The organism is Kocuria sp. (genome assembly GCF_030538595.1).
In the GTDB taxonomy this organism is placed as follows: domain Bacteria; phylum Actinomycetota; class Actinomycetes; order Actinomycetales; family Micrococcaceae; genus Kocuria.
The window spans coordinates 49897-73630 of record NZ_JAUNTS010000007.1; the positions used below are offsets into that span (position 1 = coordinate 49897).

General features: G+C 62.9%; 21 protein-coding genes. 8 read left to right on the plus strand and 13 right to left on the minus strand.

Annotated elements, in window-relative coordinates; translation table 11 throughout:
• Positions 1 to 124: 124 nt before the first annotated feature.
• The 3 genes from clpB to Q4G32_RS07465 form a co-directional block, all read right to left on the minus strand.
• Positions 125 to 2794, minus strand: coding sequence for an ATP-dependent chaperone ClpB (gene clpB / locus Q4G32_RS07455; RefSeq protein WP_303350452.1), 2670 nt, complete (start codon positions 2792 to 2794; stop codon positions 125 to 127).
• Between the two features lie 283 nt (positions 2795 to 3077).
• Complete coding sequence (locus tag Q4G32_RS07460) at positions 3078 to 3704, minus strand: CDP-alcohol phosphatidyltransferase family protein (protein ID WP_303350453.1); 627 nt, start codon at positions 3702 to 3704, stop codon at positions 3078 to 3080.
• Entirely contained in the window at positions 3701 to 4354 is a 654-nt protein-coding gene (locus Q4G32_RS07465) for a hypothetical protein (protein ID WP_303350454.1), read from the minus strand. The genes Q4G32_RS07460 and Q4G32_RS07465 overlap by 4 nt, the downstream gene beginning before the upstream one ends.
• 142 nt (positions 4355 to 4496) lie before the next feature.
• Between Q4G32_RS07465 and Q4G32_RS07470 the strand changes: the two genes are divergently transcribed.
• Positions 4497 to 5531 (plus strand): cation diffusion facilitator family transporter, encoded by a 1035-nt coding sequence (locus tag Q4G32_RS07470; RefSeq protein WP_303350455.1) that lies wholly within the window; start codon positions 4497 to 4499, stop codon positions 5529 to 5531.
• 56 nt (positions 5532 to 5587) lie between these two features.
• On the plus strand, positions 5588 to 7009 hold the full coding sequence (locus tag Q4G32_RS07475; protein ID WP_303350457.1) for an HAD family hydrolase: 1422 nt from the start codon (positions 5588 to 5590) through the stop codon (positions 7007 to 7009).
• Positions 7010 to 7138: 129 nt separating this feature from the next.
• Here Q4G32_RS07475 and Q4G32_RS07480 read toward each other — a convergent pair whose 3' ends face one another.
• The gene (locus tag Q4G32_RS07480) at positions 7139 to 8119 is read right to left on the minus strand and encodes an NAD-dependent epimerase/dehydratase family protein (protein WP_303350458.1); all 981 of its coding nucleotides are present in this window, start codon (positions 8117 to 8119) and stop codon (positions 7139 to 7141) included.
• Positions 8120 to 8199: 80 nt separating this feature from the next.
• Between Q4G32_RS07480 and Q4G32_RS07485 the strand changes: the two genes are divergently transcribed.
• Positions 8200 to 8916: a TetR/AcrR family transcriptional regulator gene (locus Q4G32_RS07485; RefSeq protein ID WP_303350459.1), complete on the plus strand. Its 717-nt coding sequence runs from the start codon at positions 8200 to 8202 to the stop codon at positions 8914 to 8916.
• Positions 8917 to 9027: 111 nt separating this feature from the next.
• On the opposite strand, the gene Q4G32_RS07490 is transcribed toward Q4G32_RS07485, so the two are convergent.
• Positions 9028 to 10713: a DEAD/DEAH box helicase gene (locus Q4G32_RS07490; RefSeq protein WP_303350460.1), complete on the minus strand. Its 1686-nt coding sequence runs from the start codon at positions 10711 to 10713 to the stop codon at positions 9028 to 9030.
• 620 nt (positions 10714 to 11333) lie between these two features.
• Here Q4G32_RS07490 and Q4G32_RS07495 point away from each other — a divergent pair.
• Complete coding sequence (locus tag Q4G32_RS07495) at positions 11334 to 11735, plus strand: hypothetical protein (protein WP_303350461.1); 402 nt, start codon at positions 11334 to 11336, stop codon at positions 11733 to 11735.
• Positions 11736 to 11946: 211 nt separating this feature from the next.
• On the opposite strand, the gene Q4G32_RS07500 is transcribed toward Q4G32_RS07495, so the two are convergent.
• The 3 genes from Q4G32_RS07500 to Q4G32_RS07510 form a co-directional block, all read right to left on the minus strand.
• Entirely contained in the window at positions 11947 to 12783 is an 837-nt protein-coding gene (locus Q4G32_RS07500) for a D-hexose-6-phosphate mutarotase (protein WP_303350462.1), read from the minus strand.
• Positions 12784 to 12856: 73 nt separating this feature from the next.
• Complete coding sequence (locus Q4G32_RS07505; protein WP_303350584.1) at positions 12857 to 14296, minus strand: alanine/glycine:cation symporter family protein; 1440 nt, start codon at positions 14294 to 14296, stop codon at positions 12857 to 12859.
• A gap of 310 nt (positions 14297 to 14606) precedes the next feature.
• Positions 14607 to 15827, minus strand: coding sequence for a multidrug effflux MFS transporter (locus Q4G32_RS07510; RefSeq protein WP_303350464.1), 1221 nt, complete (start codon positions 15825 to 15827; stop codon positions 14607 to 14609).
• A gap of 91 nt (positions 15828 to 15918) precedes the next feature.
• Between Q4G32_RS07510 and trmB the strand changes: the two genes are divergently transcribed.
• Positions 15919 to 16713, plus strand: coding sequence for a tRNA (guanosine(46)-N7)-methyltransferase TrmB (gene trmB, locus Q4G32_RS07515; protein ID WP_303350465.1), 795 nt, complete (start codon positions 15919 to 15921; stop codon positions 16711 to 16713).
• Between the two features lie 100 nt (positions 16714 to 16813).
• Here the strand turns inward: trmB and Q4G32_RS07520 are convergent, their stop codons facing one another.
• On the minus strand, positions 16814 to 17320 hold the full coding sequence (locus Q4G32_RS07520; RefSeq protein ID WP_303350466.1) for a DUF4188 domain-containing protein: 507 nt from the start codon (positions 17318 to 17320) through the stop codon (positions 16814 to 16816).
• 80 nt (positions 17321 to 17400) lie between these two features.
• On the opposite strand from Q4G32_RS07520, the gene Q4G32_RS07525 reads away from it, so the two are divergent.
• Positions 17401 to 18153 carry a MerR family transcriptional regulator gene (locus tag Q4G32_RS07525; protein ID WP_303350467.1) on the plus strand — a complete coding sequence of 251 codons (753 nt, stop codon included), beginning with the start codon at positions 17401 to 17403 and terminating at the stop codon, positions 18151 to 18153.
• Between the two features lie 7 nt (positions 18154 to 18160).
• Here the strand turns inward: Q4G32_RS07525 and Q4G32_RS07530 are convergent, their stop codons facing one another.
• The 4 genes from Q4G32_RS07530 to dnaK all read right to left on the minus strand — a co-directional run bounded on the left by Q4G32_RS07530 (position 18161) and on the right by dnaK (position 22274).
• On the minus strand, positions 18161 to 18607 hold the full coding sequence (locus Q4G32_RS07530) for a heat shock protein transcriptional repressor HspR (protein ID WP_303350468.1): 447 nt from the start codon (positions 18605 to 18607) through the stop codon (positions 18161 to 18163).
• On the minus strand, positions 18600 to 19625 hold the full coding sequence (locus Q4G32_RS07535; protein ID WP_303350469.1) for a DnaJ C-terminal domain-containing protein: 1026 nt from the start codon (positions 19623 to 19625) through the stop codon (positions 18600 to 18602). The genes Q4G32_RS07530 and Q4G32_RS07535 overlap by 8 nt, the downstream gene beginning before the upstream one ends.
• Positions 19626 to 19767: 142 nt before the next feature.
• Positions 19768 to 20349: a nucleotide exchange factor GrpE gene (locus Q4G32_RS07540; protein ID WP_303350470.1), complete on the minus strand. Its 582-nt coding sequence runs from the start codon at positions 20347 to 20349 to the stop codon at positions 19768 to 19770.
• Between the two features lie 65 nt (positions 20350 to 20414).
• Positions 20415 to 22274 (minus strand): molecular chaperone DnaK, encoded by a 1860-nt coding sequence (gene dnaK, locus Q4G32_RS07545; protein WP_303350472.1) that lies wholly within the window; start codon positions 22272 to 22274, stop codon positions 20415 to 20417.
• 281 nt (positions 22275 to 22555) lie between these two features.
• Between dnaK and Q4G32_RS07550 the strand changes: the two genes are divergently transcribed.
• Both Q4G32_RS07550 and Q4G32_RS07555 read left to right on the plus strand, forming a co-directional pair.
• The gene (locus Q4G32_RS07550; RefSeq protein WP_303350473.1) at positions 22556 to 23077 is read left to right on the plus strand and encodes a low molecular weight protein-tyrosine-phosphatase; all 522 of its coding nucleotides are present in this window, start codon (positions 22556 to 22558) and stop codon (positions 23075 to 23077) included.
• A gap of 3 nt (positions 23078 to 23080) precedes the next feature.
• Positions 23081 to 23674 carry a hypothetical protein gene (locus Q4G32_RS07555; RefSeq protein ID WP_303350475.1) on the plus strand — a complete coding sequence of 198 codons (594 nt, stop codon included), beginning with the start codon at positions 23081 to 23083 and terminating at the stop codon, positions 23672 to 23674.
• Positions 23675 to 23734: the final 60 nt, after the last annotated feature.

The window sequence follows — 23734 nt, forward strand, 5'->3', positions numbered from 1 at the left end:
CACACAATACGGCCCCGGTTGTTTTCAGTCTGTGTCGTGGCCCCAGCGTACACGTTCGCGCCGCGCGGCTCGACTCCCATGCATCCGCAATCTGCGAACACCCAGGTGCCGAGCCGCGCACGGCTCACCCCTGTGCGTGCTGGTCCCCGCCCTGATCTTCGGTGTCAACGACGCCGCCCGGCTGAGTCTGGTCTGCATCATCACCAGCCGTGACAATCAAGCCGTCCTCCGCCACATCAGGATTGACGTCCACCCGCACGGTGTCACCATCCGTGATGGCGCCCGAGAGCAGACCCTTGGCCAGTTTGTCGCCAATCTCACGCTGGACCAGGCGCCGCAGCGGACGGGCACCGTAGGCGGGATCATATCCAGCCAGACCCAGCCACTCCGTGGCCGCTGGAGTGACATCCAGGCGCAACCGGCGCTGCGCCAAACGCTGCGCCAGGTGGCGAATCTGAATGTCCACGATCTTGGACAGATCCTCCGTGGAGAGCGGGTCAAACATGATCACTTCATCCAACCGGTTCAGGAACTCCGGCTTGAAGGAAGCATTGACCACGTTCATCACGGCGTCCTTCTTGGCGCGATCATCCAGGGCTGGATCAACCAGAAATTGACTACCCAAGTTGGAGGTCAAGATCAGGATGGTGTTGCGGAAATCCACGGTGCGGCCCTGACCATCCGTCAGCCTGCCGTCATCCAGCACCTGCAGCAAGATGTCAAAGACCTCCGGGTGGGCCTTCTCCACTTCATCCAGCAGCACCACCGAATACGGACGACGCCGCACGGCTTCCGTCAGCTGTCCGCCCTCCTCATAGCCGACGTAACCGGGAGGGGCACCGACCAGTCGAGCCACAGAGTGCTTCTCCGCGTACTCGGACATGTCAATGCGAATCAACGCGCGTTCGTCGTCGAACTGGAATTCAGCCAGCGACTTGGCCAACTCGGTTTTGCCCACGCCCGTGGGACCCAAGAACAGGAACGATCCGATGGGCCGATCCGGATCCGCGATCCCGGCGCGGGAACGCCGCACGGCATCTGCCACAGCCACCACGGCCTCCGCCTGGCCGATCAACCGCTGCCCCAGACGCTCCTCCATGTGCATGAGCTTTTCGGTTTCGCCCTGCAACATGCGCCCGGCGGGGATGCCAGTCCAGGCGGAGATCACTTCAGCAATGTCATCCGCGGTGACCTCCTCAGACACCATGGATTCACGATCAGCTTCAGCACTTTCCTGTTCCTGCGCCACATCCAGCTGTTTCTGCAGGCCGGGGATTTCCCCGTACAGCAGACGCGATGCCTCGCCAAGATCGCCGCCACGTTGGGCACGTTCGGCCTGGGAACGCAGTTCGTCGATCTTGGCTTTGAGGTCACCCACACGGTTCAGGCCGGCTTTTTCCTGTTCCCATCGGGCGTTCAAGGAATCCAGCTCCGCCTGCTTGTCCGCCTTGTCCTTGCGCAACGCAGCCAGACGCTCCACGGAGGCAGGGTCGGTTTCATCCTTCAGTGCCAACTCCTCCATGGTCAGGCGGTCCACCTGACGGCGCAGCTGGTCAATCTCCTCCGGTGCGGAATCAATTTCCATGCGCAACCTGGATGCGGCCTCATCCACCAGATCAATGGCCTTGTCCGGCAGCTGGCGCCCCGGAATGAACCGGTTGGACAGGGAGGCTGCGGCCACCAAAGCAGAATCGGCAATCTGCACCTTGTGGTGGGCTTCATACCGTTCTTTGAGTCCGCGCAGGATGGCCACGGTGTCCTCCACCGACGGCTCCCCCACATAGACCTGCTGGAAGCGCCGCTCCAGTGCGGCATCCTTCTCAATGTTTTCCCGGTACTCGTCCAGGGTGGTGGCACCGATCAGGCGCAGTTCACCGCGGGCCAGCATGGGCTTGAGCATGTTGCCGGCATCCATGGACCCGTCTGAGGAACCACCGGCACCCACTACGGTGTGCAGTTCGTCAATGAAGGTCACCACTTGGCCCTCTGAACCCTTGATTTCATCCAGGACGGCCTTCAAGCGTTCCTCGAACTCGCCGCGGTACTTGGCCCCGGCCACCATGGACCCCAGGTCCAGGCTGATCAGGGTCTTGCCGCGCAAAGTCTCCGGGACATCCCCCTCAACCATGCGCTGGGCCAGCCCCTCAACGACGGCGGTCTTCCCCACTCCCGGTTCACCGATCAGCACGGGGTTGTTCTTGGTCCGGCGCGAGAGCACCTGCACCACCCGGCGGATCTCCGAGTCACGGCCGATCACGGGGTCCAGCTTGCCCTCACGAGCGATGGCCGTCAGATCAGTGCCGTATTTTTCCAGAGCTTGGAAGGTGCCCTCTGGGTCCGGGCTGGTCACGCGTCGGTCGCCGCGAACGGCCGGAATGGTGTCCTTGATGACTTTGGCCGTGGCGCCCGCCTCAGCCAAGAGATTGGATGCGGAACTGTCCACCTCCGCCAAGCCGTAGAGCAGGTGCTCGGTGGAGACGTATTCATCTCCCAAACTTTGCGCAAATTTTTCAGCAGTTTGGATCACCGCAAGGCTTGCGCGGTTGAACTGAGCCTGCGCCGCAGTGGAACCGGTTGCAGAAGGCAGGGCGGACACCGCCCGGGCGGTCTGGCCCGCCAAGGCTGCCACGTCCACACCGGCAGCGGAGAGAACGGCGTCCGCTACGCCGTCGCGCTGCTCCACCAGTGCCTTGAGTAGATGGATGGGTTCAATCTGGGGATTACCTGCTGCAGATGCTTCCGTGGCTGCGGTGCTGACGGCCTCTTGCGAGCGTGTGGTGAGCTTGGTGTCCATGTCACTCCTTGTCTGATGGTTCGCCGGTGCTCGTGGCACCAACAGACCAACAGTTGGAGTGGTGCCTATTTCATAGTTGAGTCTACTGGTATCAACTTTCTTTCGCTAGAAGCACTCAAAAATTACAATGTGATGCGCGTCAACTCAGCCCACCCATGCGCCGAGCACCACCGGAAACTCTTTGAACGCGGCAGATGCGTTTCCACGTGCTCTAAAGCGCACTCCGCGCGTCAAAAGCTCTGGCCCCAGCGGCCCAGGCGCCGGATCACGCCCCGGGGCCTGGCTACCCGCGGAAACGACGGCGCCCCAGCCAAGCCAGGCGCACGTACATCACACCCGTGATGATGTGAATGAACGCGCCAACTTCCACGCACACCACACCAATGACTCCGAGTGCAGGCTGCGCAAAGGCGGGACCGGCCAGGACCGCCACTACTCCCACCATGGTCAAGGCCGTGCGGAATTTGCCGATCCAATTGACCTTCATGGCGTCATGGGCATCCAGGACCAGGATGATCACCAGCAGCATCAGATCCACGCTGGCAATGATCACAATGGCCCACCAGGGCAAAAGCCCCTCCCACGCAAGAGCTATCACCACCAGGCCCAGACCCAACCGGTCCGCCAGGGGGTCGAATTTGGCACCGATCGCGCTGTACTGATCCAGCAGGCGGGCCAAGAAACCGTCCACCCAGTCCGTCAGACTGAAAATTGCCACCAAGGTCAACGGCAGCCATGGGCGTTCATCAATGAAGAAGATGGAAGCCACGGCCGGGATGATCAACACAAAGCGCAGCAGAGTGAACAGATTTGGGATGGTCCACAAGCCGCTGTCGCGGTGGTCAGCAGTCTCCGCACCCGCAGGTGGTGGCACCAGACCGTCCCGCACCGCCTTACGAATACCGATCATCGGGATTCCCCGTATTCCCGGGCGAACTCGGCCGGGTCACGAAAAGAGCTGACCCACTGCTGGCGCAAGCGGTCCTCTTCATCGGGATCGAGTTCCAGAGTGTCGCCGCGCAAGCGTGCTTTGGTGGCCCGCACATCCAGTGCGGCACTGAGGACCGCACCGGCGGCAGCCGCGAAGGTCAAAACCCCCACCGTATTAGCAAACCCGGCGCTCAACCCCACGGCATCGGGGCCTGCCGCCGCCATGAACAAGGACTGACCCCGGCCATCAATGAGGTCCGGTAGGAAAAAGCCCAGGACCACAGCACCAACCCACGCGCAGATCGTCAGGATGGTGGTCACGGGAGCCGCCAGGCGCGGCCTGTGGTGAGCCGACTCCATCAAGACCAATGCCGCAGAAATCCACAACAGGAGCCCCAAGGGCGCAGCCAATGCACCGAGCCAGATGAAGGCACGCTCACCGGGACCACCCAGAGGCACGGAAGCCAACACCAGCCAAGCCGCCAGCACCAAAGGTACGAATGGAGCCACAACGGGCACCACTTTCTGCACCACGCCACCGCGGCGATCCGTGAAGATCACCGGAAAATCCCCATCAGATTCAGGCGCGGAGTCAGATGAGCGAGTCATGGCCACAGGGTCGGTTGGCATGGCTCAATTCTACGAACCTGCGCCGACAACACAGCCACGTCGTGTCACACAGCACCTCCCATCCCCCGAATCCCCGCCCTCCTGACCTGCGGCGTACAGCACATGTCAGCACACCTGAACATATATATGCTATTTTTCTAATATGTCATCGCAGGAAAGCCATTCCCACAGCCATGATCTAGCTGCCTCCTCCCGCACCAGGCTGGCCATCGCCTTCACCATCACCACCACCGTTCTGATCGCCCAGATTGTGGGGGCCGTCCTGACGGGTTCCCTGGCGCTGCTGGTGGATTCCGCTCATATGGCTGTGGACTCGGTGGGACTTCTCATGGCCCTGTTTGCCTCCATCCTGATCACTCGTCCGCGCTCCTCGCGGCGCAGCTGGGGATGGTTACGCGCAGAAATCATTGCCGCCGGAGCGCAAGCCACGGTGCTTTTGGCCGTGGGCATCTACGCCATGGTCGAGGGCATCCAACGTCTGGCCTCCCCCGCCCCCGCTGAAGAGTTCGACGTCGTGCTGCTGGGTGTGATCGGTGTGGTGGGGCTGCTGGCAAACATCGCATCCTTACTGGTGCTCACCGCCGCACGCCAAAACTCCCTCAACATGCGTGCTGCTTTCCTGGAAGTTCTCAATGATGCCCTGGGCTCGGTGGCCGTGATCGTGGCCGCCGTGGTCATCGCCACCACCGGCTGGACCGGGGCCGACGCCGTGGCGGGCATGCTGATTGCCCTCCTGATCATTCCCCGGGCAGCCCGCATTCTGCGGGAGTCCGGCTCCGTCCTGATGGAATCGGCGCCCCGCGGCCTGGACCTTGAAGAGGTGGCGGCGCACCTGGAGACCGTGCCGCGAGTGGTGGCAGTACATGATCTTCACGCCTCCCTGGTGGCCACCGGGGTGCCCGTCCTGACCGCTCACATTGTGGTTGAGGACGCTGTTTTTCACGACGGCGGTGCCCCCGGCATCCTGGATGCCCTTCAGTCCTGCGCGGCTGAGCACTTCCCGGTGTCCGTGGAGCACGCCACGTTTCAGCTGGAGCCGGCAGATCACGTTGACCATGAAGTTCTGGGGCACGGCCCCATTCCTCCCTCCGACCAGCGTGACGCCGAACAGAAGGAGCACGCACCAGCACAAAAATGCGCGCAAGCAGGAGACTGTGAGGGGATGTTGCGCGGTTGAGCCGGATCGCTGCAACGAATGCGCGCCCGTGGAAGGTGTCCCGATAGGGTGACAGCATGTCGCCGCGCACTTTTCCCCAGGCAGTCCTTTTTGACCACGACGGCACCCTCGTGGACACCGAACCCATCTGGGGCCGAGCAAAAGCTCGATTCGCCGCAGAAAACGGTGGGACCTGGAGTGAAACCGACACACTGGAGACCATCGGCCTCCCGGCTCGGGTCACCGTGGATCGCCTCCGCACCAACGGCGTCACCGAACTCTCCGACGACGCCCTGATCAGCGAACTCATGCGCGTTTCTGCGGAGGAAGTTCAAGCCTCTCCGCCTGAACTCATCCCGGGTATACCCGAATTGCTCCAGGAGATTGCGGATGCCGGTCTGCCCACTGCAATTGTGACCAATGCCGCCCGTGAGATGGGTGAATACACCGCAACATTGGCCCCGGAGGGGATGTTCGACGTCGTCATCGGCAATGAAGAAGCCGAAGGTGGAGTGGCCCCCAAGCCGTCCCCGGAAGGCTATCTGGAAGCTGCGCGCCGCTTGCGTGTGGATCCCTCCGAATGCGTGGTGCTGGAAGATTCTCCGTCCGGAGTGGCTGCAGCCCAGGCCGCGGGCATGGTGGTTGTGGTGCTGCCGGGCGCCGTTCCCGTTGACCCAACTCACGGTGCCGTGCACGTCAACGACCATCGGCAAGTCACGCTGTCCTTGCTGCAGTGGCTGGACCCGCAACGCGCTTCCTGGCCCAAGGCGGTGCTGCTGGATCACGACGGCACTGCGGTCAACACCGAACCCGAGTGGGCTGCGGCCAAGCGCGCCGTGGCCGCCGAATATGGTCAGGAATGGACCACCCAGGACGATCACGCGGGCCTGGGCCAAACGGTGCAGTTCTCCGCCCAAATGATGGTGGACCGCGGCGCCGACGACGACGTCCAGGAGATCACGGAGAAAATCGGAGCCCATGTGGTGGATGCCATCCGCGACGACGTCCCCTTGATCCCGGGCATCCCCGAACTTCTGGAGGAGCTGCGGCTGGAGCGCATTCCCGCCGCGCTGGTCACCAACGCGCTGGCCTCCGTGGTCACCACCACCGCTGCGGCCCTGACGGAGAACATCCGCGCGGTGGTCTCCCGGGAAGATGTGGAGAACCCCAAGCCTGCCGCAGAGCCGTATCAGATGGGTGCCGAGCGCCTGATGTGCGCAGCTGAGGACTGCATTGCCCTGGAGGATTCGCTGGCCGGAGCACAGTCGGCAGTGGCCGCCGGTATGCCGGTGATCCTTGTCCCAGGGGACAAACCGGTAGACCCGGAGCCGGGATTTGTGCCGGTTGAAGCCCACACGGACGTCACGTTGGAGCACATCCGCCAGGTGGGTCCGCTCATTCCGGATCTGCCCCGCGCCGACGGTCCTGCCACGCAGAATCTGGAGCACGGCGCCACCCGGCGTCCGGCCGGAGAGATTCTGACCGTCAACTGGCCGTAACCACCCGGGCTCTACCCGCCTGTGTCCGCCCACTTCCCACCCGAGTGTCGAGCTCCCACAAAGACGTCGATTCCCCACCTCCTAGCGGCTGAAAACGCACTGAGATGGGGAATCGACGGTGTGGGTGCCCTAATCCGCCAAGGTTTCCCGCAGTGCGCACTGCCAGTTGGTGGGGCCCCAGCCGAACTCACTTTGGGCGGCGGTGGAGTCCACTATCCACGGCAATTCAAACTGGTGCCGAGTCTCATCCAGAGCCCGAACCAACGGGTGCACCCGAGCAGCTGCCATGATCGGCGACGGCACGCGACGAATGCGGGCCGGTTCCCGCTCAGCCAGTCGAGCGACGTCGTCCGAGACCTCCCGCATGCTGCGCGCCTCAGCCGTGGGCACATGCCACACCCGGCCCCAACGCCTCCCAGCCTGATCAGAATCCACCAAGTCAGCCACCAGTCGGGCAATGTCTGGCAAATACGTCCAGGAGTGGGCCGCATCCAGACTCCCCACCGGAACCCACGCGGTCTTCCCCTGGGCCACCGGACGGAGGACGTAGTCCATGAGCAGGCTGACACCCGGACCTGCAGTGGCACCAAAATAGTCAGAGGCACGCACTTCGACGGCGGGGGTCGCGCCTGAACGATGCTGCTCCAGTGCCTGTTCCCACATTGCGGCGCGCACTGTTCCCTTGGCGCCGTTGGCGGCCACCGGCTGGTCTTCCGTCATAGGAGTGTTCACGCGGCCATAGGCGTAAAGATTGCCCACCGTCACCAACCCTGCGCCCAACTGGCGGCAAGCCTCCGCGATCCCTTCAGCCATAGGTGGCCAGTCACGTTGCCAGGCCGTGTAGGAGGCAGGGTTCACAGCGTTGACCACAATGTCACAGCCCCCAGCCCCTTGCGCGCTGCCGCTCAACACTCGGGACAGCTGAGCCGAGTCCCTGACGTCAGCAACGGCCGACTCATACCCACCCCTGGGAAACCGCCCGGATCGACTCACCAACGTGACGTGGTGACCGCGTTTCACCAGCAGATCCGCCACAAGCCGCCCCGTGGCCCCAGCACCAAGAATCCCCACCGATTTCATGACCGCCTCCAATGCGTGAACAGTGTTCACACATCAGTGAACCAGTATGTGCCAGGCAAAACAAGAACACCGTTCACTTATTTGGGTGAACTTCCCTTTAAGCTGGGAATGTGGCTGCACAGAACCCTCCCGGAAAACGCGCTCAGAACAGAGCCGAGGTGGAGGTCTTGCTCCTGACAACCGCCCGATCGCACTTGGCGCAACACGGCGCAGCAGCACTGTCCTTACGGGCCATCGCCAGGGACATGGGTCTGGCACCGTCCGCACTATTTCGCTACATCAGCAGCCGCGATGACCTTCTCACCACGCTGATCACCACTACCTACCGGGAGCTGGGTGAAGAAGTCCGTCAAGCAGAAGCGGCCGTGAGCCGCAGTGACCACCACGCCCGCTGGACGGCCATCACCACGACCTTCCGAAACTGGGCGGTGGCCCACCCCCACGACTATGCGCTCCTCTACGGATCTCCCGTGCCGGACTACCACGCCCCTGCGGAGGTCACCAACGAACCCGGAAACATGGTGCTCAACCTTCTGATCACCCTGGTCCATGACATCCATGCCGCTCAGGTTGCCACCCATGAACCGAAGAACTCACCCGCGCGCTATGACAACGATCTGGCCACCGCCGCTGTCCGCGATCTGATGTCTGATCCAGCCTTGGCGGGCATTCCTGCCAGGATGGTCGTCGGAGCTCTAGCCGCGTGGAATCTGGTCTTGGGGTCGTTGTCCTCTGAGCTCTTTGAACAACTCGGACCAGACGTGGGCGACCCCCAGATACGGTTTGCGCTGACCTCCACGTTGGCCTACCGCCTTGTGACCGGCTGAAGCTCGATGGCTCCAAACTGGTCGAACTCCCACAAAGACGTCGATTCCCCACCTCCTAGCGGCTCAAAACGCGCTGAGATGGGGGAATCGACGGTGTGATGGGCGTGGGCGTCAGCGGCCCGAAGGGGCTCCGGTGGTTGCACCGGCACGGCGGTTACGACGTCGTGCGGCAGCCTGCGTGGAGCGGTCCGCTGCGGATGAACCCGTGGTGTGCAAGTTCACGGCCGTGGCAGCCGAATCCGAACGGCGCTGGCCTGCGCTCGCACCGGCGGAACGTGACTGCTGTCCGTTGCGCCCCTGAGTACGGTGGCGGCTCTGGTTCTGGTCCCGGTTCTGGCCACGGCCGTCACCTCGACGGCCGTTCTGACCGTTCGAGTCGCCCTGGCCATTCTGGCCACCGCGACCGCGCGGAGCACCGGAGCGGGAGCCGTCTGCAGCTGTGCGACCACCCTGACCGCGCCCACCGGAACGACCGGAACGTGCAGAACGGTCGGACCGGGCAGAACCACGGGTTTGTTCAGAGCGCTGGCCCGAGTTCTTGCCCATGCCCTGGCGGGGCTTGCGGCCCGAACCCTGACCACCGGTGTTGGACTGCTTGGCCGGCGGCACGTAGGCAACACGCTCGGCGCGCTCACCCACCAGCTCGGCCACCACGGGCGAATCCACGGTGACCTGAGAAACTTCAGCCGTGACTCCGGCTTGCTTCATCAGCTTCTGAACATCACGCTGTTCCTCCGTGGTGGAGATGGTGATGACCTGTCCCTCGGCGCCTGCACGAGCGGTCCGCCCGGAACGGTGCAGGTAAGACTTGTGCTCGGCGGGGGGATCAATGTGAACCACCAGCTCCACATCGTCCACGTGCACGCCGCGGGCGGCAACGTCCGTGGCCACCAGTACCCGCACCTCACCCGTGGAGAATGCCTCCAGGTTGCGGTCGCGGGCGTTTTGGGACAGGTTGCCGTGCAGGTCCACGGCGGGAACACCCACCTGGGAGAGCTTCTTGGCCATCTTCTTGGCCCGGTACTTGGTGCGGGTGAACATCACTCGCCGTCCGGTCCCGGATGCCAGAGTCTCAATGAGGGCTTGTTTGGCGTCCGGGTCAACCACCAGGACGTGGTGTTCCATGGTGGACACCGCAGCCTTGGGGGCATCCACGGAGTGGGTGACCGGGCTCTCCAGGAACTTCTTGACCAGAACGTCCACTCCACCGTCCAGGGTGGCGGAGAACAGCAGGCGTTGGCCGGCATGCGGAGTCTGTTTGAGGATTCGTGTCACCACAGGCAAAAAGCCCATGTCAGCCATGTGGTCGGCTTCATCAATGACCGTCACCTGAACGTCGTCGAGCGTGAGAACGCCCTGTTTCAGCAGGTCTTCCAGGCGTCCGGGGCAGGCCACCACAATGTCCGCACCGGCTGCCAGTGCGCGTTCTTGGTGTTTCTGGGAGACGCCGCCGTAGATGACGGTGGTGTTCAGCCCGGCGGCAGCGGCCAGCGGGGCGACTGTGCGGTCGATCTGAGTTGCCAGTTCGCGGGTTGGCGCCAGCACCAGGCCGGTGGGCCGGTTGGGGCGCCGCGCGGCCTTGGCGGCGCCCGGAGTCAACCCGGCCAGGCGAGCCACCAGTGGCAGCGCAAAAGCAACGGTCTTGCCGGAACCGGTGCGGCCCCGGCCGAGCACGTCACGCCCCGCCAGCGAATCAGGCAGGGTCTTGGATTGGATGGGGAAAGCCTGGGTGATTCCCTGCTGGGAGAGCACACGGGCAAGGGCCTCGGGCACGCCGAGGTCAACAAAGGTAGTCAAGAGGAAGTTCGCACTTTCGATCGGATGTCCCGGCGGACAAGTCCGTCAGCCGGGTGCGCCGATCCGATTCCGAGCCCGCGCGGCCATGCGGAAACGTATGCGTTCCGCCCGATGCCGTACTGAACGGGGCCGTCAGGAATGTTCGACGCGCTGCCTGCCCTGTGGTCCTGGATACGGACTCTTCTTCACGACGACGACGCCCGAATCTTCACGGTGCGCCTGCCTCTCAGAGCAGTGCCATGTGCAACCCGTGAAGCCTACACGAGAGGCATTGGCACCTGCCATGACGTGGAACACTTCAAACTGGAACCCCAGCCGTGGCGGAGCACCCGCTCCGTCGTCGTGCTTCCACCTGCGGTACGCATTTGCCCTCCTCTAGTACGCATTTGCCCTCATTCGGTACGCAAAAGACCAAGAACCGCCTCGATCCGTGGCCATTTGCGTACCAACTCAGGCCAGCCGCGCCGGAGTCCATCATCCACGCCCCGGAACCAGCCCCCACCACCACACATTGCACTTCCACTCAGAACCCAGGCGCCCAGAACGGGTGCAGGACCAACTGGTACCGTGAAGGAAATCGGGCCCAAAATGCCCGCCCCCAGTCTGAAAGGACACCCCACATGCGACTGTCCAACGCAATTCTGCGTGGCGTTTCCGGTGCATATCTTCTGCAGTCCGGCTTGGGCAAAAAAGATGCCCCCACTGAGGTCTATGAGCACCTGCAGGGCATGGCTGCCACCGGTATTCCGCAGTTCAAGGAATGGGATGCCAAGACTTTTGGCCAGTTCCTGTGGATCTCTGAGGCTGCCATCGGTGGGCTGCTGCTGACGCCGTTCGTCTCCAAGCGTTTGGCCGGCATTGCCCTGACTGCGTTCTCCGCCGGCATGTTGAGCATGTACTTCAACAATGACCAGATGACGCAGGAGGATGGTATTCGCCCAACTCAGGAGGGCACTCCACTGTCAAAGGACGTGTGGCTGACCGCCATTGGGCTGGCACTGGTGCTGCAGTCCAAGGACTGATCGCCGCGACTGACCCCACGGTCAGCCAGCAGGTCACTAGGTCAGCAGCCCCTCCCCGCTGTCAGCGTCCCACCTGATTCAAACTCTCACCAGACACAACGTCCCGTGGCACCGGCCGCACGCCGGTTCCACGGGACGTTGTCCATTCACATTTCTCCATCGTGTGGAGCCGTCACCCGCCTTATGGAGCCGCCGCCCGCCCTGCCGCCGCTCACTCCAGGGATTCCACCGCGATCTTGTAGCTGATCCGGTGGGTATCCCCCGGTGCCACGGTCACGTAGTCATTCAAGGCATTGGCGCCTTCCACGCAGAGCATCTGGGTCCACTCTTCATCTGCAAAATCCCCCATGGCGCGTGCCTTCTCCGTCCACGGATTCCACACCACCGTGTTGGCAGCGCCCTCCATGGTGATGTGCAGCTTGCGGCCCAGCAGGGGGTCCAGCACCGTCAGGGTTTCACCGCTGCGATACACCCGGTCCGTCTCACCGGTGAACGTCACGGCACCGTCCTGGGTCACCGTGTCCTCCCCGCTCACCTTGTCCACGTAGTCCACACCGTCCAGCCCTTCAACCGTGACAGAGCGGATGTCGCCTACGGCCAGGTAGGTGTGCAGGGCTTCTTCAATCTCCAGTGGTTGATCGCCCGTGTTGGTGGTGGCCAGTTCCAGCTTCAGCTCCGCACCCACTGTCACGGTGTAGCGGCAGGCGAACGCATGAGGGAAAGCAGCACGGGCCTCCTGGGAAAAGTCGTCCTGACTCAGGGAGAACACCGCCACGGCGTCGTCGGAAGAATCCAGGTACCACGGGGTGGTGCGTGCGTAACCGTGTGCGGGAGTCCGGTCTCCGTGACGTCCGGGACCGAACCACGGAAAACAAATGGGCACGCCCCCGCGGATGGCTTTGCCCTCCACAAAGTGCGCCTGGCGGGAGAGAAACAGCACGGGATCCTGCCGAGCCGGCGTCCAGGAGGCCACGTGGGCTCCCTGTTGGTACACAGTTGCAATTCCGGAGTCATTGGCCAGCGCGAGCGGCTGTTGCAGAGCAGTCATGAGCCCACCATATGCTGATGGCCCCCACTCACCACAGGGGTGACCGGGGGCCATCAGAATGACGACGACGCAGTCAGCGTCCCGTGATCTCGTAGGTGTCGATACCACCGTCATGGCCACGCATGAACAGGTCCACCTCCGACTTGCCCGCCCGCAACTTGGGGTCGTTCTTGAGGTAGTACCTGGTCTCACGGACCACCAGGCCGGAGAGGATGATCAAGCCCAGCAGGTTGGGCAGGGCCATCAGACCGTTCATGACGTCCGCAAAGTTCCACACGGCTTCCAGGGGAATGGTGGCTCCCACATACACCACGCAGGAGTAGAAGATGCGGTAAGGCATCACACCACCGCGGCCGAACAGGCGCTCCATGCAGCGCTCGCCGTAGTAGGCCCAGCCCAGAATGGTGGAGTAGGCAAACATGACCAGCCCCAGGGTCACGATGATGTGGCCCCATTCGCCCGGCAGACCGTGGCTGAAGGCTTCACCGGTCATGGTGGCGGCAAACTCGCTGCCTTCTTGCCACACACCCGTGGTGATGATGACCAGTCCGGTGCAGGAGACCACGATGATGGTGTCAATGAAGGTCTGGGTCATGGACACCAAGCCCTGACGCACGGGGTGCGTGGTCTGGGCGGAGGCAGCAGCAATGGCCGCAGAACCCATACCGGATTCATTGGAGAACATGCCGCGAGCCACACCCATCTGGATGGCCAAGATGATGGCAGACCCGGCAAAACCACCCACGGCTGCCGTCCCGGAGAAGGCATCGGTGAAGATCAGGGCAATGGCGGCGGGGATGTCTGCCACGTTGACCAGCAGGATGAACAGGGCGCCCAGCACGTAAAACACGATCATGAACGGGACAAAAGCAGAGGTCACACGGCCGATGGACTTGATACCGCCGACCAGAACGGCCAGGGTCAGAACCGCCAGAATGGCACCGGTTGCCCGGGTGGGGATGTCAAAGGAAGCCACCACGTTGCTGGAGATCGAGTTGCCCTGCGTCATGTTGCCAATGCCGAAAGAGGCCAGTACGGCGGCAATGGCAAAGAACAGCGCCAGGAACTTACCGAATCCATTGGGAATGCCGCGCTGCAGGTAGTACTGCGGGCCACCGGAAATCTCTCCCTTGGCATCCGTGGTGCGGAAGCGAACACCCAGGAAGGCTTCCGAGTACTTGGAGGCCATGCCCAGCACACCCGTGACCCACATCCAGAACAGCGCGCCGGGGCCGCCGATGGAGATGGCGGTGGCCACACCCACAATGTTTCCCGTACCCACAGTGGCCGCAAGAGCCGTGGTCAGGGCCTGGAATTGTGAGATGTCACCGCCAGGTGCGTCCTTGTCCTTGCGCTCGAACAGCGCCAGGCGCAAGGAGGGGCCCAATTTGATGAGCTGCACAAAACCCAACCGGATGGTCAGGTACAGACCTGTCACCAACAGCAGGGGGATCAGCAGGAACGGCCCCCAGATGATGCTTGCAGCAGAACCGAAGCACTCGGCCATGTCCATCTGGGAGGGAGTGAAGCAATAGGTGCCGATACCGGAGAACTGGCTCAGCAGATTCTGAATGAGCTGGTCCACTATTCAGATCCTCTCAGGGGTCACAACAGTCATGAGGAAGGTGGAGGGTGGGCGAGCGGTGACCCCGGATATGGCACTCGTCACAGGGTGATCTAACCACACAGACCGTTGCCACCTTGTTACCTGGACTCGAATCGCCCTGGACTGCCACCATTGCCACTGGTCAGCAGTCATGGTCACTGACTGCTGAATCTACTGATGGCACCAACGACGGCGGTCCGTCAGGTTGCGCCGTGCCTCAAACCTTGCGAGGTTCAGACCAGCGGGCAGCCATCACGGCGGTGCCCAATGCTGCTGCAGTGAAAACAAACATCAGCACGCTCATGGGGACCGCGGTGTGCTCTCCACCCAATCCCGCCAGCGGGCTGACAGCCCCTCCCACCATGAACTGCATGAGCCCCTGGACCGCTGAACCCGATCCGGCACGGCCGGGAACTTGCGCTTGGGCCAGGGCAATACCGTTGCCGATCAAGAACCCCACGCAGGTCTGTGCGGTGATGGTGTGCACCACGATGCTCCAAGCGGGGGCATCCACCAGCACGCCGATCAACCCCAGTGCGTTGATGAGACCCTGCGCGGCCAGTGCCGCAATCATGATCTGGGCCGGGGTGTATCGGTTGAGCAGCCGGACATTGAGCAAACCGGCAATCACCGAGCCGAAGGCAGCCGCCGCAAACGCCAAGCTGTAACCGATCGAGGAGAGTCCCACCACGTTCTGCATCACAAAGGAGGAGGCAGACACGTAGGAGAACAAGGAACCGAAACCCAAGGACATGGCCAGCGCCCAAGCCATGAACGGTTTGTTCACCACAACGTCACGGGCAAGACCCACGGCGGCAAGCGCCCCACCGCGGCGTCGTTGTTCAGGCGGCAGGGTTTCCGGAATCACAAAGACCACGCAGGCCACCATCAGGGCACCAAATCCGGCCAGCACCCAGAACACCACCTGCCAGGGTGCCCACGTGGCAATCAGCCCGCCCAGCACCGGGGCAACAATGGGAGCCACTGAAACGATGGTGCCCAGCAGGGAGTAGAGCTTGGCCGCCTCCACCCCGGAGGAGATGTCCGAGACAATGGCACGGGCGATCACCACGCCCGCGGCCCCGGCAAATCCTTGAACGCCACGCAGTACCAGCAGCACCGTGACGTCGGAGGAAAACGCGATACCGACGCTGGAGAGCAGGAACACCGTGGTTCCGGCCACCAACAAACGGTGGCGCCCCCAGACATCGGATATGGGCCCCAGCAGGAACTGCCCCACAGCCATCCCCACCATGTAGGTGCTCAGGGACAGCTGGATGGTGGCTGCCGGAGTTCCGTAATACTGCGCCAGAGCGGGCATGGAGGCCAGGTACATGTCCGTGGCCATGGGACTGACCGCACTCAGGACGCCGAGCGCCAGGATGAAAAAGACGCGGTCCGGCCCAGGGGCCAAACCAAGGCGGGAGGAAACGCGCATGACCAACTTTCGTCACAAGAGAGGCTTGCCACCGGGAGGCCGGGCAGAGAGGGACCGTCCCAGGCTAAGCCCTGACTAGACTCATGCGTTGATGAGTGAGACCAACACCCCAGAATCTGAGCGCCCGGACAAGACTCCGGTGGATCAGAAGTTCCACCGGCAACCCCTTTCCTTTGTTCGCCGCGGTGATCGCCTGACTCCGCGCCGGGAAAAGGCGTGGGAGCAGTGGGCCCCCACCCGAATCCTGACGGTGCCGCGGCAGATCACGGACACTTCCGTGGCCGAGCACGCCCACTTTGACCAACAGGCCGTGTACGGGCGGCTTGCACCTCTGGTGGTGGAGATCGGTTCGGGGTTGGGTGAGGCCATGGCCCACCGGTCGGCGGAAGTTCCCGAACACGATTTTTTGGCCGTGGAGGTTTACACCCCCGGGCTGGCCGATCTGCTCATGAAGACTGCCGCCAACGGCGTGGAGAACGTGCGCGCCGTCCAGGCCAATGCCCCGGAAGTGCTCAAACACTTCCTGGAACCGGCCTCTGTGGATGAGGTGTGGGTGTTCTTCCCGGACCCGTGGCACAAGAAAAAGCACCACAAGCGGCGCCTGGTCTCCGCAGATTTCATTGCTCAGGTGGCTTCCGTGATCAAACCCGGTGGCACCTGGCGGCTGGCCACGGATTGGCAGGAATACGCCATTGAGATGCGCCGACTCATTGAAGCCGACGGCAGATTTGAGAACCTTCACCCCGGGCCGATTGCCACGGACTCCGCGCCTGATCAGGGGTGGGCACCGCGCTGGAGGGGTCGGACCCTGACCAGCTTTGAACGCAAGGCGCAGGAGGCCGGCCGCATTCCGCGGGACCTGACCTACCGGCGTCGTACGGACTGAACGGCCCGGTCCGCAGGCCGGTTTCACCTGACTCACAGGCCCGTTCAACCCCGCCCGCGGGTCGGTTCAAGCCGATCCACGGGCGAGTTCGGGCACCCTCTCACGGAGAGGTGGGTGCGGTCCCAAGACGTTCGGCGGCCCGCAACCCCCTCTTTGCCACGGGCACGGTGCCTGCGGCTGCCCCCAGTCCCACCAGCGCACCTTCCGCGTAAATGGTTTCCACACCGGAGGCGGGAACCACGTACGTTTCATGCCAGACCCCCACCGCCCCCGGATGGCGGCGGGCGCTCTGATTGAACTGGCGCCAGGCCGGCAGGTGACGGTGCTCGGGATCACTTGCGTAGGCGTACAGCTGCTCCACACTGCGCCAGTACTGCACACACCACGGGCCCTTGGCACCCAGCAAATTCACGGCCCCCAGAAACCCCAGGTCCTCCGCCTCACCGCGTTCAGCCTGCGCTGTACGTTCGCGCAGTTCGGCCTGCATACGGGTCATGGCCAGCGCAACTGGGCCCCAGAGGTCTGGTCGGTGCAGTTTTTTGACGGTCATCCCAATCTGAAAAACGACGACGTCGCCGGCGTACGCATGCGTCAAAGCCTTGGCCATGGTGACTCTCACCTCATCCAACTAGATAGTGTCAGTATCCATTATTGGGGAGCTAAGCTATCCAAAGTCAAGGGGTGATGATGAAAATTTCCGCACTCTCCGCTCAGACCGGGGTTTCTGTTGCAACGCTGAAGTTTTACCTGCGTAAGGGATTGCTACAGCCTGGCCGCCCGCTGTCACGGACCCAGGCTGACTACGACCACACCCACGTGGAGCGATTGCGGCTGATTCGGGCACTGACGGAGATTGCCGGGCTCTCCCTGGAGGACGTGGGGCGGGTGTTGGCAACGTTGGAAGATCCAGACATCGAACGCCTTGGCCTGCTGGGCACCGCTCAGCGTGCGCTCAGCGGCCCCAGCCAGGACTACCGCTGCGTCCCACCGCCGAACACCGGTCAAGACATGGCCGTCCTGGACGACTCACTTGATTCTGATTCGGCTCAACAGTCCGGGGCACTCGGGGACCACGCGGGCGGGCAACCCTCCCGGGCACGCGCGTGGATTGAGGCCCACGGGTGGCGTATTGGAGTGGATGACCCGCTGGTGGAGCAGTTGGATCAAGCCTGGGCTGCTTGCGATGACGCTGATTTGGGCGTGACAGAAAGCCGGATGAACGTCTACGCGGAGGCAGCGGAAAAAATTGCCCGCGTGGACGTCAACTCCGTTCCGTCTGACCCAGCAGGGGCTGTCCACCAGGTGATTCTGGGAACGCTCCTGATGGACCCCGTCCTCAAGGTGCTCCGGCGGCTGGCACAACAACACCTGTCAGCAACCACCCGCGCCGGTGTGGACCCCCAAGATGAAGACCCCACAGGGACCAGCTGGAGGCATTGAGCCTCGGTCAGCTCGAACGGCGCGGGCGATACACCATCAAGGCGCTGGAGGTGGGCCCAGGCGGTGTACCCGGAGGCCGGGAACCCCGGGGCAACCGAATCACCTCTCCGGAAGGGGATGCCGCCCAGACACTTTGGTCATGACGCACCTGCTCCAGCGCGGCATCACGTTCGGCCTGCAGTTCCATCATGCGGCGCTGCAACGCGATGACCTGATTCTCCAACTGCAGGATGCGCCTGATCCCCTCCAGGGAAATTCCCTCCTGGGAAAGTCTCTGCACCTCACGCAGCTTCTCAATGTCCCGCGGGGAGTAACGGCGTGCTCGCCCCGGGGCGCGAGTGGGTTGCACCAGGCCCAAACGGTCGTACTGCCGCAATGTCTGCGGATGCATCTGCGCCAACTCCGCTGCCACGGAAATCACGTACAGCGCCCGTTCCTCCGGGTGGTTACTCATGAGCCCTCGCCATCACGTGTTCGCGTGGATCAACCTCTGCGGTGGCTGCAGCAAACGCTTCAGCGGCTGCTTTGGCGTCGTCGTTGAGTTCCTTGGGCACCTGAATCTCCACGGTGACAATCAAGTTGCCCGTGCCCTTGGTTGTGGTCACACCCTTGCCCTTGACCCGGAACTTGCGCCCGGAGCTGGTGCCTGCGGGGATCTTCAAAGACACCGGCGACCCTTCCACCGTGGGCACCTTGATGGTGGCCCCCAGGGCAGCCTCCGGGAACGTGATGGGCACGGTCACGGTGAGGTCATCGGTGCTGCCGCGGCGGGCAAACACGGGGTGCTCCCCCACCTTGATCGTCAAGATCAAGTCCCCGTTGCCACCTGGACCGGAGTGGCCCTTGCCACGCAGTTTGAGCTTCTGACCATCCCGCACACCCTGCGGGATGCGCACGGTGGTGGAGGAACCATTGCCGCGTTGCAGCTTGACCGTGGTGCCCTCCATGGCGGAGCGGAAGGGGATCACCGTGCTGGTGGTGATGTCTTCACCTTTGGCGGGCGGAGCTTGGAAACGGGGGTCTGCGCCCCCCGGGCCGAAACCGCCGGAGTAGCCGTCCGAATAGCTCCCACCGCCAAATCCGCCACCAAACCCGGCGCCACCGAACAGGTCTTCAAAGTTGATGTTGTGACCACCGCCGGTGGAGTACCGGGTGCGGGTTCGTCCGCCACCGAACACATCACCGAACAGGTCTTCAAACCCGGCGCCATCGGCACCACCGGCAAAGCGAGCGCCAGAGCCCATGGCCCGAATGGCGTCGTACTCCTTGCGTTCTTCGGGGTCCGCCAGGACATCGTGAGCTTCGGAGATTTCCTTGAACTTCTGTTCGGCCGCGGCATCTCCCGCGTTGCGGTCCGGGTGGTACTTCTTGGCGAGTGAGCGGTACGCCTTTTTGATCTCAGCGTCGGTCGCCTCCTTGGAGACGCCCAGAACGGCGTAAAAGTCCTTGTCGATCCAGTCCTGACTGGCCATGACGCCTCCTTTCAGGGGGCAATGAAGTATTTTGTCAATTCTCTGTTGGACCCAGCGCGGCCGGTCAGCGGGATACTCCACTCACCGGCCGCGGGTCGATTCAGCCACCCGGATGATTCACGAATCAGCCGGGGTGCAGCACTCAAGGAGCAACTGCCACCTGGGCAGCACGCACCACGCGGCCGCCAACCCGGAAACCGGAACGCAGCACCATGGAGATGTGGTCTGCCTCCACGCCCTCGGCGGGCTGCTGCAACACGGCCTCGTGCACATTGGGGTCAAAGGCTTCCCCAATGGCGCCAAGGCGCTCCAAGCCTTGCTTGGCCAGCAGGTCCTCCAGTTTGGTGGCGATGGCAGCAAAGGGGCCGTCGGTCAGATCTCCAGCTGCACGGGCGGCATCAATGTCATCAAAAACCGGAACCAGCGAACCCAGAACATCGCTGGCCACGTGATCCCGCAGTTGGGCACGCTCACGGTCCGTACGGCTCTTGTAGTTCACGAACTCCGCCTGTAAACGGCGCAGGTCTTCCAGCCGGTCATTGGCCAACTGGGCGAACTCGGAATCTTCCGCCGAGTTCTCCTGATCCGCGGCCCGAGCTTCCTCGGTCTGTTCCGCATTCAGGATTTCCTCCGCGGTCAGCGGGGTCTCCTGCTCAGCCCCTGCTCCCACGCCGGGTTCGCCACCCTGCCCGGTGTCTTGGGGCTCTTCTGCTGAAGTGCTCATCATGTTCCTTCCATGGGGTGGGGATGGTGGTGGCCGATTGCTCGGCCACCACCATCAGAGGTCGATCACTTCTTGGTGTCGTCCTCGTCCACAACCTCGGCGTCAACAATGTCGTCGTCGTCCTGGGAGTCTGCCTGCGCAGTGCCCTCGGCACCTTCGGCACCGGCAGCATCCTGCTGGGCGTAGATGGCTTCGCCGATCTTGCCCATGGAGGCCTGCAGCTTGTCCAGAGCAGACTTCACGGCGTCGTCGTCATCGGCTTCCAGAGCCTTCTTGACAGCGTCCACATCCGCCTGGACCTCAGACTTGACGTCCTCGGAGAGCTTGTCGTCGTTGTCCTTGATCATCTTGTCCGTGGAGTAGGCCAGCTGCTCAGCGTTGTTGCGCATGTCAGCTGCCTCACGGCGGGCCTTGTCAGCCTCCGCGTTGGCCTCAGCGTCCTTGACCATGCGGTCAATGTCTTCCTGGGACAGGGAGGTACCACCGGTGATGGTCATGGACTGCTCGGTGCCAGTGCCCTTGTCCTTGGCGGACACGTGCACAATGCCGTTGGCGTCAATGTCAAAGGTGACCTCGATCTGCGGCACACCGCGCGGAGCCGGAGCAATACCGGTCAGCTCAAAGGTGCCCAGGTTCTTGTTGTCCCGGGTGAACTCACGCTCACCCTGGAAAACCTGAATGGAAACCGAAGGCTGGTTGTCCTCAGCGGTGGTGTAGACCTGCGAGCGCTTGGTGGGGATTGCCGTGTTGCGCTCGATCAGCTTGTTCATCACACCGCCCTTGGTCTCAATGCCCAGGGACAGCGGGGTGACGTCAATCAGCAGGACGTCCTTGCGGTCGCCCTTCAGCACACCACCCTGAATGGCAGCACCAACGGCCACCACCTCATCAGGGTTCACACCCTTGTTGGGCTCCTTGCCGCCGGAGAGCTTCTTGACCTCTTCCACAACGGCCGGCATACGGGTGGAACCGCCCACCAGCACCACGTGGTCGATGTCGGAGAGCTTGATGCCGGCTTCCTTGATGACATCCTCAAACGGCTTCTTGGTGCGAGCCAGAAGATCGCTGGTCAGATCCTCGAACTTGGCGCGGGACAGAGTCTCGTCCAAGTGCACCGGACCTTCAGGAGTCACGGAGAGGTACTGCAAGGAGATGTTGGTGGAGGAAGCGGAGGAGAGTTCCTTCTTGGCCTGCTCAGCAGCTTCCTTCAGACGCTGCAGTGCAATCTTGTCCTTGGACAGATCGGCACCGGTCTTGGACTTCACCTGGCTCAGCAGCCAGTCAACAATGCGCTGATCCCAGTCATCGCCACCCAGGCGGTTGTCACCGGCAGTGGCACGCACCTGAATGGTGGAGAAGCCGTCCTCATCCTTGCCAACTTCCAGCAGGGAGACGTCAAAGGTACCGCCACCCAGGTCAAAGACCAGGATGAGTTCATCTTCCTTGCCCTTTTCCAGGCCGTAGGCCAGGGCAGCCGCAGTGGGCTCGTTGACAATGCGCAGCACGTTCAGGCCGGCAATTTCGCCGGCTTCCTTGGTGGCCTGGCGTTCGGCGTCGTTGAAGTACGCCGGGACGGTGATCACGGCATCCGTGACCTTGTCCCCCAGGTAAGCCTCTGCGTCAGCCTTGAGCTTCATCAACGTACGCGCGGAAACTTCCTGCGCGGTGTACTTCTTGCCGTCAATGTCCTGGGTCCAGTCGGTACCCATGTGGCGCTTGACGGATGCAATGGTGCGATCAACGTTGGTCACGGCCTGACGCTTGGCGGTGGCACCCACCAGGGTCTCACCGTCCTTGGAGAACGCGACGACGGACGGAGTGGTGCGCGCACCCTCCGCGTTTGCGATGACGACCGGATCGCCACCTTCCAGCGTGGAAACAACCGAGTTGGTGGTTCCCAGGTCAATGCCTACTGCACGGGACATTCCCATACCTCCTCTGCCCTTGACGGGCTGCTCAGTCTTCACCGGACCGTCCTGCGATCCGGAGGTCTCAAATCTTGAGTTGTCCTGACTCAAGAATAGAGCTTCCTCCCCCTGTGTCAACAAAGTTGAGCGTACTTCTATCAAGTTTAAGTGTGATCTCCGCCATGAACCATCGGAAAGTGGGGCTGGTTTGCCGAATCGTTACCCCTGCGGGGTCCCCGACGGGGTTTTGGTTGCCCTCGCATCAACACCGGGTCGGCAGAACCCCTAAAATGGGGCGCATGTACCGAATCGCCACCGTGTGCACCGGCAACATCTGCCGTTCACCCATGGCCGAGTTGGCTCTGCGCCGCGCCTTTGACCGGGCCGGTCTTGCAGATCACGTCACTGTCGACTCCGCCGGGATCTCCGATGAAGAGCACGGCAACCCCATTGATCCACGGGCCCAGCGCCTCCTGAAGCGGGAGGGGCTGAATCCCCATGGCCACCGCGCGCAGCAATTCACACCGCAGTGGTTCGGTGACCATGACCTGATTTTGGCCATGGACACCCAGCACGCCCGTGCTCTGGCTTCCATGGCGCCCCACGACGACGACGCCCGCGGCAAGGTGCGCATGTACCGTTCCTTTGATCCCGCCGTGGCAGATCTACCCGCCCGTGAACAAGGCATTGTTGACCCGTGGTACGGCAATGCCCAGGGCTTTGAGCAGACGTGGGAGATGGTGACCGGGGCGCTGGATGGAATCGTGGAGTACACGCGCCACGCGCTGGCGTCATCAGCCGGCACACAGCGGGAGGCCTGAAGCGTGCAAGACGTTGAATTGCACATGGACCCGGCCATTGCGCAGGCCAATCCATCCGGGCTGGCACTGGTCCACCAGCTGGAAAACCCCACCCGAAAACCGCATCTGATCGGCATTGACGGCCGCTCCGGAGCCGGCAAGACCAGTTTGGCCAGCCAGCTTTCTGAGGTGCTTTCCGTGACCCGGGACGTGGTCACCTTTCACCTGGAGGACATCTATCCGGGATGGGATGGTCTGGCGCAAGGCATTGAGATCTACAACGACTCCATCCTGGCCACCCTGCGCGAAGAACAGGACGCCTACTGGGCCGCCTGGGACTGGCTTGCCGATTCCTCCGGCGGCCCCCGGCTGACCCGCCCCGCCGAGATCGTGATTCTGGAAGGTGTGGGGGCCTGCAACTGGGTGGCACGGGAGGTGCTGGACGTCTCCGTGTGGGTGGAGCTTCCGGAGGCTCAGCGCCGCACCCGCGCGCTGAACCGGGACGGCAAGTCCTACCTGGAGTTCTGGGACCGGTGGGCAGCCCAGGAAAACCAGTACCTGGAGGCTGATCCCGTGTGGGAGAGCGCAGACATCATCCAGCCCGGCCCCACTGCCTGATCGAACCGGGGCCCGCCGCCCGGTCAAGCACTCTTTCGCTGCTCGGCCAAGCGCCGTCTC